The sequence below is a fragment of the Streptomyces sp. NPDC015345 genome (genome assembly GCF_043078805.1).
Lineage (GTDB): Bacteria > Actinomycetota > Actinomycetes > Streptomycetales > Streptomycetaceae > Streptomyces.
This window is the reverse complement of sequence record NZ_JBIBTX010000007.1, coordinates 386,705-400,650: the sequence shown is the minus strand read 5'-3', so window position 1 is coordinate 400,650 and position 13,946 is coordinate 386,705. Positions and strand designations below refer to the sequence as shown.

Sequence of the window (13,946 nt, the reverse complement as noted above, 5' to 3'; positions counted from 1 at the left end):
TGGCCGGGCAACCGTTCCGCCTCTTGATGCTGTGCGGCAGCTGTTCGAACGCCGCCGCATCGCGCGGAACGTTACCGTATCGCGATCAGATGACCACTTCGACGCCCTCGCCGGGTGCCTTCCCTGACGCCCGTTCGGACTCCAGTGCCTGCTGAAGGATGATCACGGCCGCTGCCTGATCGATGACGGACCGGCCCTTTTTGGACTTCACGCCCGAGGCGCGCAGGCCCTGACTGGCCGTCACTGTGGTCATCCTCTCGTCCACGAGCCTCACCGGGATGGGGGCGACCATGCGGGCGAGCTGCTGCGTGAACACGCGGATCTTCGCGGCCGCCGGGCCCTCGCGCCCATTGAGGGAGCGAGGGAGGCCGACGACGATCTCGATCGGCTCGTACTCGTCGACGAGCTGCTTCAGACGGCGCTGGGCCGCCGGGACATCACGCCCCGGCACCGTCTCCACCGGCGTGGCGAGGATCCCGTCGGGGTCGCACGAGGCGACCCCGATCCGGGCGTCACCGACGTCGATGGCCAGCCGCCGGCCCCTGCGCATGCCCGGGGCCGGCTGGGCGGGCCCGGTCATCAGGCCGTCTCGGTGACGAGGCGCTCGACGGCGGCGATGGCGTCGCCGATCGCGGCCGGGTTCTGGCCGCCGCCCTGGGCGACGTCCGGCTTGCCGCCGCCACCGCCGCCGAGAGTCTTGGCGGCCGTACGAACCAGGTCTCCGGCCTTGAGGCCGCGCTCACGGGCGGCTTCGTTGGTGGCCGTGACCGTGAGCGGCTTGCCGTTGGCCGTCGTGAAGAGCGCGACCACGGCGGGGCGGTCGCCGGGGATGCGGCCACGCACGTCGAGGACGAGCCTGCGCAGGTCGTCGGCGCCCGTGCCGTCCGGCACCTGGCCGGTGACGAGGGCGACGCCGCGTACGTCCTTGGCGGAGTCGACGAGACCGGCGGCGGCCGCGAGGACCTTCTCCGCGCGGAACTTCTCGATCTCCTTCTCGGCGTCCTTCAGCTTGGCGAGCATGCCGGAGATCTTCTCGGGCAGCTCCTCGGAGCGGCCCTTGACCAGCTCCTGGAGCTGGGCGACGACGGTGTGCTCCTTGGCGAGGAAGTTGTACGCGTCGACGCCGACCAGGGCCTCGATGCGGCGCACGCCGGAGCCGATGGAGGACTCGCCGAGCAGCTTCACCAGGCCGAGCTGGGCGGTGTTGCGCACATGCGTACCGCCGCACAGTTCCTTGGAGAAGTCGCCGATGGTGACGACGCGCACGCGCTCGCCGTACTTCTCGCCGAACTCGGCGATCGCGCCCTGCTTCTTCGCCTCGTCGATGGACATGACCTCGGCCTGGACGTCCAGCTCGTGGGCGAGGACCTCGTTGATCTTCTGCTCGACGTCCGTCATCACGGCCGTGGGCACGGCGGACGGCGAACCGAAGTCGAAGCGGAAGCGGCCGGGCTGGTTCTCCGAACCGGCCTGGGCGGCCGTGGGGCCGAGCGCGTCGCGCAGCGCCTGGTGCGTCAGGTGCGTGGCGGAGTGGGCGCGGGCGATGGCGCGGCGGCGGTGCGAGTCGATCGAGGCCCACACCGGGGCGCCGACGGTGATCTCGCCGACCTGGACGACACCCTTGTGGACGTGCACGCCGGGGACCGGCTTCTGCACGTCACGGACCTCGACGATGGCCCCGCTGTCCAGGCGGATGCGGCCGGTGTCGCCGATCTGGCCGCCGCCCTCGGCATAGAACGGGGTGCGGTCGAGGACGATCTCGACGTCGTCGCCCTCGGTGGCGGCGGGCGAGGAGACGCCGTTGACCAGCAGGCCGACGATCACGGCCTCGTTCTCCGTGAGGGAGTAGCCCGTGAAGTCGGTGGCGCCAGCGGCGTCGGCGATCTCACGGTAGGCGAGCAGGTCGGCGTGGCCGGTCTTCTTGGCCTGGGCGTCGGCCTTGGCGCGCTCGCGCTGCTCCTTCATCAACCGGCGGAAGCCGTCCTCGTCCACGGAAAGGCCCTGCTCGGCGGCCATCTCCAGGGTGAGGTCGATGGGGAAGCCCCACGTGTCGTGCAGCAGGAACGCCTTGTCGCCGGAGAGGACCTTGCCGCCCGCGGCCTTGGTCTCGGTGACGGCGGTGTCGAGGATGTTCGTGCCGCCCTTGAGGGCCTTGAGGAAGGCGGCCTCTTCGGCGAGGGCGACGGTCTCGACGCGCTTGCGGTCGGTGATCAGCTCGGGGTACTGGAGGCCCATCGTGTCGATCACGACGTCGATGAGTTCCTGGACGACCGGGCCGGTGGCGCCGAGCAGGCGCATGTTGCGGATGGCGCGGCGCATGATGCGGCGCAGTACGTAGCCACGGCCTTCGTTGCCGGGCGTGACGCCGTCGCCGATGAGCATGGCGGACGTACGGATGTGGTCGGCGACCACGCGCAGGGAGACGTCCGAGCCGTGGTCGGCGCCGTAGCGCACGCCGGTCAGCTCGGTGGCCTTGTCCATGACGACGCGCAGGGTGTCGGTCTCGTACATGTTCCGCACGTCTTGCAAGATCATGGCGAGACGTTCGAGGCCGAGACCGGTGTCGATGTTCTTGGTGGGCAGCTCGCCCAGGATCTCGAAGTCCTCCTTCGAGGTGCCCTGGCCGCGCTCGTACTGCATGAAGACGAGGTTCCAGATCTCGACGTACCGCTCGTCGTTGACGGCCGGGCCGCCCTCGACGCCGAACTCGGGGCCGCGGTCGTAGTTGATCTCGGAGCAGGGGCCGCAGGGGCCGGGGACGCCCATGGACCAGAAGTTGTCCTTCTTGCCCAGGCGCTGGATCCGCTCGGCGGGGACGCCGATCTTCTCGCGCCAGATCCGCTCGGCCTCGTCGTCGTCGAGGTAGACCGTGATCCACAGGCGCTCGGGGTCGAGGCCGAAGCCGCCGTCGGCCACGGAGCCGGTGAGCAGCTCCCAGGCCAGCTCGATGGCGCCTTCCTTGAAGTAGTCGCCGAACGAGAAGTTGCCGCACATCTGGAAGAACGTGCCGTGCCGCGTGGTCTTGCCGACCTCTTCGATGTCGGGCGTACGCACGCACTTCTGCACGCTGGTCACGCGCGGCGCGGGCGGCTTGACCTCACCGAGGAAGTAGGGCTTGAAGGGCACCATGCCCGCGGGGACCAGGAGCAGAGTCGGGTCGTCGGCGATGAGCGACGCCGAAGGGACGACGGTGTGCCCGCGCTCCTCGAAGAAGCTCAGCCAGCGGCGGCGGATTTCAGCCGACTCCATCAGTGGTCCTCATTCCGGTTGTACGAGTGCCTCGTGTCGTCGAGGTACTTCGTCTTCTTGTTGTCGCTGTCGTGTGTGGTGTTCTCGATGACCGCGAAGCGGCGCCCGACGGGGAGTGCGGCGTCGGGGTGATCGTTCAGGCCGAGGGCCTCGCCCAGTTCGGCCTCGCGCTCGACCATGCCGTCGCGGACGTCGAGTGCGAAGTCCTTCAGCTTGTGACCCGCCTCGATCGCCTTGTTCGCCGCCTGCGCGGCAAGACTCTCCGGCGTCAGCTTCTTGAGCTTGCGGTTGACCTTGGTGGTGGCCCATACGCCGGCGGCTGCGCCCGCGGTGAACCAGAACGTACGGCGGAACATCGCTGCGTCAGTCCCTCTTATTCCGGTTGTCCCGCTTCCGCTGCCGTGCGGAGGGGACGGTGCGGCCCACGATCACCGTACGCCGGGACGGTTTGGCGGGCATGTCCTTCGCCTCGGGGCCGGTCTTGCGGCTGATGGCCCGCCGCACGCCGTAGCCGAACGCGGCCACCTTGACGAGCGGGCCGCCGAAGGTGGAGGCGACCGTACTGGAGAGCGCCGACGCGTTCGACGTGACCTCCTGGACGTCGGAGGCGATGGCGTCGACGCGGTCGATCTGCGTCTGCGCGGAGCGCACCGCCGAGGAGGCGTCTGCCAGGAGGGGAACCGCCTGCTCGGTCACGTCCGCGACGAGCTTGGTGGTCGCCCTGAGCGTCTGGGCCAGCCTCGCCAGTGCCACCGCGAGGAAGGAGACCAGGATCGCCCAGAAGACGGCCACCAGGATCCCGGCAACCTCTCCACCGGTCACTTGGCACCGCTCCCTGAGACATCGTCCCTGAACATCGAAACGTGAACATCGAATGTGAACATCGAAAAGTCGTCCCCCGAGCCTATCGCGCCGGGGCGTTCGGTCCGTACCGCATTCCCGCTCGCCGTCACAGGAGTTGCCTCACGTGATTGTACGGACCGCATGCGCATGAGTACGCTCCGTACCCCATGCGACCCTCTCAACCCGGCAGCCTCCCTCTGGAACTGAACGCCTTCGTCGGGCGCTCCGGCGAACTCGCCGAGCTGGCCGCGGCCTTGGAGACCGGCCGGCTCGTCACGATCACCGGGGTCGGCGGAGTGGGGAAGTCGCGGCTGGCCGTGCGGGCCGCGGGACGGCGCAGGCCGCGCGACGGCACCTGGCTGGTGGACCTGGCGCCGCTGCGGGATGCGGACCTGGTGGAGCACGCCGTCGCCGAGGCCCTGGGGCTGACCGACCACACGAGCAGGCCGCCGCGCCAAGTGCTGCGCGAGCACCTCGCGGAGCGGGAACTCCTCCTGGTCGTCGACGGGTTCGAGCACCTCGTGGACGCGTGCGCCTCGCTGGTGCGCGAGCTGCTGGTGCACTCCCCCGGGCTCCGGGTGCTCGCGACGGGGCGCAGGCCGCTGGAGACCGAGGGCGAGCGGCTCCTGCCGCTGGCGCCGCTGCCCCCGGAGGAAGCCGCCGAGCTCTTCGCGGACCGGGCGGCGGCGTGCGTGCCCCGCTTCACCCTGGACGACGGCAGCCGTGAGGACGTCCTCGAACTGTGCCGGCGCCTGGACGGCATCCCGCTCGCCGTCGAGCTTGCGGCGGGCCGGCTGCGGGTCCTCTCCCCCGCTCAGCTGGTCTCTCGGCTCGACGACCGCTTCCGGCTGCTGACGGGCGTGCGCCGCGACGTGCCGCCCCGCCATCAGACCCTGCGTACGGCCATCGGCTGGAGCCATGAGCTGTGCGCGCCCCGGGAGCGGCTGCTGTGGTCGCGGCTGTCGGTGTTCGCGGGGCAGTTCGATCTGGAGGCGGTCGAGTACATCTGCGCCGGGGACGGGCTGCACGCCGACGACATCATCGACGTACTGGACGAACTGCTCACGCAGTCCGTCGTGAACCGCGAGGAGGGGCCCGCGGGCGTGCGCTACCGCATGCTCGACACGGTGAGGGCGTACGGCGCGGAGTGGCTGGAGGCCGCGGGCGAGGCCACGCGGCTGCGGCGTAGGCACCGCGACTGGTACATGGGGCTCGTCACGTGGTGCGAGGTGGACTGGTTCTCGCCGCGCCAGGCGGAGGTCGCCGCTCTGGTCGACGCCGAACTGCCCAATGTGCGCGCGGCGTTGGAGTTCTGCCTCACCGAGGAGGGCGAGGCCCATCTCGGGCAGTACCTCGCGGGCACCCTGTGGTTCTACTGGGTGGGGTGCGGGCGGCTCGCGGAGGGCAGGCACTGGCTCGACCGGGCGCTGGAGCTCGCGGGCGGCCACGAGCACGCGCGGCTCAAGGCACTGTGGGTGCTCGGCTACGTGTCGGTGCTCCAGGGCGACACGGTCGCCGCCCTGGCCGCGCTGCACGAGTGCCGCGACGGCGCCGAGCGCTCGGGCAGTGCGGTCGCGGCGGCCTACGCCGAGCACCGCATCGGCTGTCTGGCGCTGGTCACGGACGACCTTCCGCGTGCGGAGAGGCTGCTGCGCTCGGCGCTGGAGCGCTACCAGGAGATCGGTGAGCTCAACAGCAATGTCCTGATGGGCCGGGTCGAACTGGCGATGGCCCTCGCCTTCCGCGGCGACCTCGCAGGCGCGGTGGAGCTGTGCGAGGACGTCCGCCGGGTCTGCGAGGACCACGGCGAGCGCTGGGCGCTCGCGTACGCCCTGTATGTCCTCGGCTTCGCGGCGTGGACCCATGGCGAGGCCGAGGAGGCGCGTGCGCTGCTCGCCGAGTCGCTCGATCTCGACCACCGCTTCCACGATCTGCTGGGCACGGTCCTGTCCCTGGAGCTCCTCGCGCTGTTCACGGCCGCAGAGGGCGATCCGGCGGAGGCGGCGGTGCTCCAGGGGGCCGCGTCCCGCATCTGGCCCTCGGTGGGGCTGCCGCTGTTCGGCTCGGGGTACTTCGGCGGGCCGCACGCGCTGTGCGAGCAGCAGGCCCGCGCGGCGCTCGGCGACGAGCGGTACGAGGAGTGCCTGCGGGCGGGGGCGGCGCTCGGGCTGGACGCGGCGGTCGCGCGGGCGCTGCGGACGGGCCCCGGGAACGAGCGAACCCGCCGCCCGCCCCGCCGGGAAGGGCGGGGAGGCGACGGGCTGAAGCAGGGTGAGCTACGTCCGGGTCAGCGGGCGTAGTACTCGACGACGAGCTGCTCGTCGCAGATCACGGGGATCTCCTTGCGGTTCGGGTCGCGGTCCAGGCGGAAGGCCAGGGCCTTCAGGTTCACCTGGAGGTAGCGCGGGGTCTCGCCGTCGGGGGCGAAGCCACCCTCACGCGCGACCTGGAACAGCGGCTTCTCGCGGCTGCGCTCGCGGACCATGACGACGTCGTCCGGCTTGACGCGGAAGGACGGCTTGTCGACCTTCTGGCCGTTGACCTCGATGTGGCCGTGCACGACCATCTGGCGGGCCTGGTAGATCGTGCGGGCGATGCCCGAACGCAGAACCAGGGCGTCGAGACGACGCTCCAGCTCGATGACCAGGGCCTCACCGGTCTTGCCCTGCGTCTTGGCGGCACGCTCGTAGGCGCGGACGAGCTGGCGCTCGGACACGTCGTACTGCGCGCGCAGACGCTGCTTCTCGAGCAGACGGACCTTGTAGTCCGAGTTCTGCTTGCGCCCACGGCCGTGCTCGCCCGGCGGGTAGGGGCGGGCCTCGAAGTACTTGACGGCCTTCGGGGTCAGCGCGATGCCAAGAGCACGCGACTTCTTGACCTTGGGGCGGGACTGGTTCGGCATGAACCAACCTCTCTGTTCAATGTGAATTCGGCTTCACCAGTGGTTAGGGGAGGTCGCATCCGCAGCCTGGGAAACCTCGTGAGCCATGGGCTCTCGAGGCAGCCGCTCCCTGGTCTGGGCACTATGTGCAGCACGCGAGTGGCCCACCGACCGATTCCCGGGGCTCCGGGGTGGTGGTGGGCTGCCCGCGACACCTTCGACGGTGCGCGACGCTCCTGGATCCCCGTGCCTTGCGGCGGCGGGGTTCCGGCTGGATGTCCCGTTCTGGTGGTGCCGGTACGAGACCGGACACGGGACGCAGCACTTCGGGCAAGTGTACCGGGTGCGGTGGGGTGCCTCAGCCGGGCGGTGCGGCTACTCGGGCTGCTCGCCCTTGAGGCGGGCGCGGACCCGCTCGACCACGTCGGCGTACCGCGCCTCGGCGCCGTATCTCGTGGGCTGGTAGTAGCGCTTGCCCTCGATGGTGTCCGGGGCGTACTGCTGTGCGGCGATGCCGCCGGGGACGTCGTGCGGGTACACGTACCCCTGCGCGTGCCCCAGCTTGGCGGCGCCCTTGTAGTGGCCGTCGCGCAGGTGGGGCGGGACGGGGCCGGCGAGGCCACCGCGGACGTCGGCCTGGGCCTGCTGGATGGCGATCGTCGCGGCGTTCGACTTGGGGGCCAGGGCGAGGGCGATCGTGGCGTGGCTGAGGGTGAGCGCGGCCTCCGGGAAGCCGATCATGGCGACGGCCTGGGCGGCGGCGACCGCGGTGGGCAGGGCGTTCGGGTCGGCGAGGCCGATGTCCTCGCTGGCGGAGATCATCAGGCGCCGGGCGATGAAGCGGGGGTCCTCGCCCGCCTCGATCATGCGCGCCAGATAGTGCAGGGCCGCGTCGACGTCGGAGCCACGGATGGACTTGATGAGGGCGCTCGCCACGTCGTAGTGCTGGTCGCCGTCGCGGTCGTACTTCACCGCGGCCCGGTCGACCGACTCCTCCAGGGTCTGGAGGGTGATGGTCTCCTCGCCCTTGGCGAGGGCCGAGCCGGCACCCGCCTCCAGGGCGGTGAGGGCGCGCCGGGCGTCGCCGCCGGCGATCCGCAGCAGGTGCTCCTCGGCCTCCTCGGGCAGCTCGACCGCGCCGCCGAGGCCCCGCTCGTCGGTGACGGCCCGGCGCAGCAGGTCGCGCAGGTCGTCGTCCGTGAGCGGTTCGAGGGTGAGCAGCAGGGAGCGGGACAGGAGCGGGGAGATGATCGAGAAGTACGGATTCTCGGTGGTCGCCGCGATCAGCGTCACCCAGCGGTTCTCGACGGCGGGCAGGAGGGAGTCCTGCTGGGCCTTGCTGAAGCGGTGGATCTCGTCGAGGAAGAGGACGGTCTCCTTGCCGTGGCCGCCCATGGCCCGGCGGGCGCCGTCGATGACCGCGCGCACTTCCTTGACGCCCGCGGTGATCGCCGAGAGCTCCACGAAGCGCTTGTTCGTGGCCTTGGATACGACGTACGCCAGAGTCGTCTTGCCGATGCCGGGCGGGCCCCACAGGAGGACGGAGGAGGGCCCCGCGGGCCCGCCACCGGCCTCGCCCACCAGGCGGCGCAGGGGCGAGCCCGGCTTCAGCAGATGCTGCTGGCCGACGACTTCGTCGAGGGTACGGGGGCGCATCCGGACGGCCAGGGGGCTGCTGGACGGATCCTTCTCCTGGCGGTCTTCGGCTGCGGCGGTGAACAGGTCGGGCTCCACGTCCAGAACCCTATGTCACCCCACTGACAATCCTTCCGGGCGCGGTTCAGGCCCAGAGGTCGGCGCCCCAGCGCGTGAGGATCAGCATCGCGATGACGCCGGTGTGCATCACGGGCAGGGCCCAGGTGAAGTCGTCCAGGAAGCTCTTGGCCCAGCGCGGGGCGGGCAGGAAGCCGTGGCGGATGTTGAAGGACGTGACGTACCAGAACATCAGGAGGGTGGCGACCCAGGCCAGGCAGCACCACAGGCAGAGCGCGTTGATGTGGTAGAGCGACTGGATCATCAGCCAGGTGCAGAATCCGACCCCGAAGAGGGTGCCCGCGTTGAACGTCAGCCAGTACCAGCGCGGGAAGCGCGCCCCGGCGAGCAGGCTCATGCCGACGGCGATGACGATGCCGTAGGTGACCAGGCCGAGCATCGGGTTGGGGAAGCCAAAGGCCTGCGCCTGCTCGCTCTTCATGATGCTGCCGCAGGACACGATGGGGTTGATGCTGCACCCGGGCTGGAAATCGGGGTTCTTCAGGAGTTCCAGCTTGTCGAGGGTGATGATCCAGGAGGCGAGCAGACCGGCCGCGCCCGTGATCACCAGGAGCAGGGCGAACGCACGGCTTCCACCGAAGGCGCGCGGGGCTTCCACCTGCTCGTCGTGGTCCAAGGCGCCGTCCTTCGCTGACATCGTTTTGGTCATCACGCCGTTCCGTCGCTTGAGGGGGCCTGTGGGCACGCACATTGTGCCGCATGTACCTGTGTGTCCACCGGGCGTTGGACACACAGGTACGAGGAGCTACGAGGAGCCCGGTTTCAGGCGAGCCTGTCCTTCAGGACGGCGACGATCTCGTCCACCGCGACGGCCTCCTGCTCCCCGGACTCCATGTCCTTGAGCTGGACGACGCCCTCGGCGAGGTCACGCTCACCGGCGACGACGGTGAAGCGCGCGCCGCTGCGGTTCGCGTTCTTCATCGCCCCCTTCAGCCCCTTCCCGCCGTACGAGAAGTCCGCCGCGACCCCGGCCTTGCGCAGCTCCGTCACCTTGGCGAAGAGCACGCGGCGCGCCTCGTCGCCGAGCGGGACGGCGAAGACGCTGGTGGACGAGGGCAGTTCAAGCTCGACGCCCTCCGCCTCCAGGGCGAGCACCGTGCGGTCCACGCCGAGCGCCCAGCCGACCGAGGGCAGCGAGGGGCCGCCGATCATCTCGGAGAGGCCGTCGTAGCGCCCGCCGCCGCCGACGGCGGACTGCGAGCCGAGGCCGTCGTGGACGAACTCGAAGGTGGTGCGGGTGTAGTAGTCCAGACCGCGGACCAGCTTCTCGTCGTCCTCGAAGCCGACACCGGCCGCCGTGATCAGCTCGCGGACCTGCTCGTGGTACGCCTTGCACGCGTCGCACAGGTAGTCGCGCAGCGAGGGGGCGCCCACCAGCTGCTTCTGGACCTCGGCGCGCTTGTCGTCGAGGACACGGAGCGGGTTGATGTCGATACGTCGACGTGTCTCCTCGTCCAGGTCCAGGCCGCGCAGGAAGTCCTGGAGCGCGGCGCGGTAGACGGGACGGCACTCCTTGTCGCCCAGCGAGTTCAGCAGGATGCGGAAGTTCCGCAGGCCGAGGGCGCGGTAGGCCTGGTCGGCCAGGATGATCAGCTCGGCGTCGAGCGCCGGGTCCTCGGTGCCGATCGCCTCGGCGCCGACCTGGGAGAAGTGCCTGTAGCGGCCCTTCTGGGGGCGCTCGTAGCGGTAGTAGGAGCCCGAGTACCAGAGCTTGACCGGGAGGTTGCCCGCCTTGTGGAGGTTGCCCTCAAGCGCCGCGCGCAGCACGGACGCGGTGCCCTCGGGGCGCAGCGCGAGCTCGTCGCCGCCCTTGGTGGTGAAGGCGTACATCTCCTTGGTGACGATGTCGGTGGACTCACCGACACCGCGCGCGAACAGCTCGACGTTTTCAAAACCGGGCGTCTCGATGTAGCCGTAGCCGGAGTTGCGCAGCGGGCCGGCGATCGCGTCGCGCACCGCCAGGAACTTCGCGGAGTCCGGCGGAAGCAGGTCGTACGTGCCCTTGGGGGCCTTGAAGGTGCTCACGGGATTCTTCTCGTCACATTCCTCGTCGCGGGGCGGACGTGGGGTCCGCGCCCAGGCCGGATGCCACCTGCCGCAAGTACGGGTTGGTGGCGCGCTCCTGGCCGATGGATGTCTGGGGGCCGTGGCCGGACAGCACCACGGTCGAGTCGTCGAGCGGCAGGCACACGCGGGCCAGCGACTGGAGGATCTCGGGGTGGCTGCCGCCGGGCAGGTCGGTGCGTCCGATGGAGCCGGCGAAGAGCAGATCGCCCGAGAAGAAGACCGAGGGGATCTCGGCCGTCTCGGGCATCTGGAAGGTCACCGACCCCTTCGTATGGCCCGGCGCGTGCGCGACGGAGAAGTCGAGGCCCGCCAGCTTCAGCTCGGCTCCGTCGGCCAGCTCCCGCATGTCGTCGGGCTCCCCCACGGTCAGCTCGCCCATGAGCGGCATCCCGATGGAGCGGCCGAGCGCCTTCTCGGGGTCGCTCATCATGTACCGGTCGGCGGGGTGGATCCACGCGGGCACGTCGTGCGCTCCGCAGACCGGGACGACCGAGGCGACATGGTCGATGTGGCCGTGGGTGAGGATGACCGCGACGGGCTTGAGCCGATGCTTCTTGAGTGCGTCCTCGACTCCCTGCGCGGCCTGATGGCCCGGGTCGATGATCACGCACTCCTCGCCTGCGGCGGGGGCGACCAGGTAGCAGTTGGTGCCCCAGGCCCCGGCGGGGAACCCGGCAATGAGCACGATCGTCCTTCGTTCGTCGTCCGGCGGGAGGGGCCGCAGCCCCCGGAACGGGAGAATGCGGCAGATCAGAGCCTACCGGCGCTGCCGATTCCACAGGTAACCCATATACGGTACGGGGCACATTCAGGCGGTCCCGCGAAAGGGCGGCCGCGCTCTGTGGGAACCGGGAAACCGGAGAACCGGAAAAGGGGAGAGAACCCGGTGGTCAGCAACGATCAGCGGCGGCGGCAGCTCGCCCGGGAGAAGTTCGAGCGGCAGCAGCAGCGGCGGGAGGCCGCGCGGCGCAGGGCTCGTCTGCGCAACGGCGTGATCGCGGGGGCGCTCGCGGTGGTGGTGGCGGGCGGCGCGGTGTCGTACGCGGCGGGGGCCTTCGACGGCGACGGTTCGACGCAGGACGACGCGGGCGCGACGCCCACCAGCACGCCCGAGGACCCCTGCGCGAAGGCGGCTCCCGGCAAGGTGAAGCCACTGAGCTTCAAGAAGGAGCCAGCGCTCAAGGTCGACAAGTCCGCCGAGTACACGATGGACCTGAAGACGACGTGCGGCGACATCGGCCTCGACCTGGACGCGGCGAAGGCCCCGCACACGGTCAACTCGTTCGACTTCCTGGTGAACAAGGGCTACCTCGACCACACCAAGTGCCACCGCCTCACCACGGGCGGCATCTACGTCCTCCAGTGCGGCGACCCGGAGGGCACCGGCAAGGGCGGTCCGGGCTACTCGATCCCGGACGAGAACCTCAAGGACAAGCGCCTGAAGGGCGGCGTCTATCCGGCCGGCACGGTCGCCATGGCGAACCAGTACGACGCCCGGACGAAGAAGGGCCGCGACACCGGCGGCAGCCAGTTCTTCCTCGTCTACCAGGACAGTCAGCTCCCGCCCGACTACACACCGTTCGGGACCATTTCCGATTCCGGGATGAAGGTGCTCAAGAAGATCGCCGCGGCCGGGGAGAGCTCCGGGCAGGGTGACGGCGCCCCCAACGCGACCGTCGTCATCGACAAGGCGACCGTCACCAAATCCTGAGCCCCGCCAGGCAAACTTCGGTCGTGCGGGATGCGGACAGCCGCCCCGCCGGTCGCCTATGTTGGCGGTGACGAAACTGTGGACGATGCCGGGGGCCCGACGGCCCTGCGCAGGCATCATGTGGAGGAGGCGCTGTGAGCAGCGACCCGTGGGGCCGCGTCGACGAGACGGGGACCGTGTACGTGCGTACGGCCGACGGCGGCGAGCGAGTGGTCGGTTCGTGGCAGGCAGGATCTCCTGATGAGGCCCTCGCCTACTTCGAGCGCAAGTACGACGGTCTGGTCGTCGAGATCGGACTTCTCGAGCGCCGGGTGAAGACGACCGACCTGTCGGCCAAGGACGCGATGACCGCCATCGGGCATCTGCGCCAGCAGGTCGACGAGGCGCACGCGGTCGGCGATCTGGACGCCCTGAGCAAACGGCTCGACCAGCTCGTGGAGACCGTCGAGGCCCGGCGCGAGGAGCGCAAGGCCCAGAAGGCGAAGCAGTCCGACGAGGCACGGCACGCCAAGGAGGCCCTGGTCGTCGAGGCAGAGGAGCTGGCCCAGAGCGAGCAGTGGCGGGCGGCCGGTGAGCGGCTGCGGGCCCTGGTGGACACCTGGAAGGGTCTGCCGCGTCTCGACCGCAAGTCGGACGACGAGCTGTGGCACCGCTTCTCGCACGCCCGCTCGGCGTTCTCCAAGCGCCGCAAGGCGCACTTCGCGTCGCTGGACGCGCAGCGCGAGGAGGCCCGCAAGACCAAGGAGAAGCTGGTCGGCGAGGCCGAGGCGCTGTCGAGCTCGACGGACTGGGGTCCGACGGCCGCGCGGTACCGCGAGCTGATGGCCGACTGGAAGGCCGCGGGCCGCGCCCAGCGTGAGCACGAGGACGACCTGTGGAACCGCTTCCGCGGCGCCCAGGACGTGTTCTTCGCGGCACGCAGCGCGGTCTTCGCGGAGCGTGACGCCGAGCAGTCGGAGAACCTGAAGCTCAAGGAGGAGCTGGCCGAGGAGGCCGAGAAGCTCGTCCCGGTGACGGACCTGAAGGCGGCGCGCGCCGCGTTCCGTTCGATCAACGAACGCTGGGAGGCCATCGGGCACGTCCCGCGTGACGCCCGCCCGAAGGTCGAGGGCCGCATGCACGCCGTGGAGCGCGCCCTTCAGGAGTCCGAGGAAGCCGAGTGGCGCCGCACGAACCCGGAGGCACGCGCGCGTGCCGAGGGTCTCACCGGCCAGCTCCAGGCGGCCGTGGACAAGCTGCGCGGCCAGATCGAGACGGCCCGCGCGGCGGGCAACAACGCCAAGGCCGACAAGCTCCAGAAGGAGCTGGACGGCCGCCAGGCGCTGCTCGACCAGGCGCTGAAGGGGCTGCACGAGTTCGGCGGCTGACCCCGCGGACGTGCGAGGGGCCCGGCCGGCGACCACCGGCCGGGCCCTTCGGCTC

At 70.4% G+C, this 13,946-nt stretch carries 12 protein-coding genes; 3 read left to right on the top strand and 9 right to left on the bottom strand.

Annotated elements, in window-relative coordinates:
• Positions 1 to 85: 85 nt before the first annotated feature.
• The 4 genes from ruvX to ACF062_RS28805 are packed head-to-tail and all read right to left on the bottom strand — an operon-like array spanning position 86 to position 4,071.
• Positions 86 to 580 (bottom strand): Holliday junction resolvase RuvX, encoded by a 495-nt coding sequence (gene ruvX / locus ACF062_RS28820; RefSeq protein WP_356574902.1) that lies wholly within the window; start codon positions 578 to 580, stop codon positions 86 to 88.
• Positions 580 to 3,249 carry an alanine--tRNA ligase gene (gene alaS, locus ACF062_RS28815; protein ID WP_392142575.1) on the bottom strand — a complete coding sequence of 890 codons (2,670 nt, stop codon included), beginning with the start codon at positions 3,247 to 3,249 and terminating at the stop codon, positions 580 to 582. Before alaS ends, ruvX begins: the two co-directional genes overlap by 1 nt.
• On the bottom strand, positions 3,249 to 3,605 hold the full coding sequence (locus tag ACF062_RS28810) for a DUF6167 family protein (RefSeq protein WP_392142574.1): 357 nt from the start codon (positions 3,603 to 3,605) through the stop codon (positions 3,249 to 3,251). The genes alaS and ACF062_RS28810 overlap by 1 nt, the downstream gene beginning before the upstream one ends.
• 7 nt (positions 3,606 to 3,612) lie before the next feature.
• A complete protein-coding gene (locus ACF062_RS28805; RefSeq protein WP_392142573.1) occupies positions 3,613 to 4,071 on the bottom strand; it encodes a DUF948 domain-containing protein in 459 nt (152 codons plus the stop codon).
• Between the two features lie 188 nt (positions 4,072 to 4,259).
• On the opposite strand from ACF062_RS28805, the gene ACF062_RS28800 reads away from it, so the two are divergent.
• Positions 4,260 to 6,392 carry an ATP-binding protein gene (locus ACF062_RS28800; protein WP_392142572.1) on the top strand — a complete coding sequence of 711 codons (2,133 nt, stop codon included), beginning with the start codon at positions 4,260 to 4,262 and terminating at the stop codon, positions 6,390 to 6,392.
• Here ACF062_RS28800 and rpsD read toward each other — a convergent pair.
• The 5 genes from rpsD to ACF062_RS28775 form a co-directional block, all read right to left on the bottom strand.
• Positions 6,380 to 6,994 carry a 30S ribosomal protein S4 gene (gene rpsD, locus ACF062_RS28795; protein WP_055698916.1) on the bottom strand — a complete coding sequence of 205 codons (615 nt, stop codon included), beginning with the start codon at positions 6,992 to 6,994 and terminating at the stop codon, positions 6,380 to 6,382. The genes ACF062_RS28800 and rpsD overlap by 13 nt on opposite strands.
• Before the next feature lie 354 nt (positions 6,995 to 7,348).
• Positions 7,349 to 8,707: a replication-associated recombination protein A gene (locus ACF062_RS28790; RefSeq protein ID WP_392142571.1), complete on the bottom strand. Its 1,359-nt coding sequence runs from the start codon at positions 8,705 to 8,707 to the stop codon at positions 7,349 to 7,351.
• Between the two features lie 46 nt (positions 8,708 to 8,753).
• Entirely contained in the window at positions 8,754 to 9,395 is a 642-nt protein-coding gene (locus tag ACF062_RS28785; RefSeq protein ID WP_392142569.1) for a vitamin K epoxide reductase family protein, read from the bottom strand.
• Between the two features lie 113 nt (positions 9,396 to 9,508).
• A complete protein-coding gene (hisS, locus tag ACF062_RS28780) occupies positions 9,509 to 10,771 on the bottom strand; it encodes a histidine--tRNA ligase (RefSeq protein WP_392142568.1) in 1,263 nt (420 codons plus the stop codon).
• A gap of 13 nt (positions 10,772 to 10,784) precedes the next feature.
• Positions 10,785 to 11,498, bottom strand: a complete 714-nt coding sequence (locus tag ACF062_RS28775) for an MBL fold metallo-hydrolase (protein WP_392142567.1) — start codon at positions 11,496 to 11,498, stop codon at positions 10,785 to 10,787.
• A gap of 201 nt (positions 11,499 to 11,699) precedes the next feature.
• Between ACF062_RS28775 and ACF062_RS28770 the strand changes: the two genes are divergently transcribed.
• Both ACF062_RS28770 and ACF062_RS28765 read left to right on the top strand, forming a co-directional pair.
• A complete protein-coding gene (locus ACF062_RS28770) occupies positions 11,700 to 12,524 on the top strand; it encodes a peptidylprolyl isomerase (protein ID WP_392142565.1) in 825 nt (274 codons plus the stop codon).
• A gap of 134 nt (positions 12,525 to 12,658) precedes the next feature.
• Complete coding sequence (locus ACF062_RS28765) at positions 12,659 to 13,891, top strand: DUF349 domain-containing protein (protein ID WP_392142564.1); 1,233 nt, start codon at positions 12,659 to 12,661, stop codon at positions 13,889 to 13,891.
• The last annotated feature ends 55 nt before the right edge of the window (positions 13,892 to 13,946 follow it).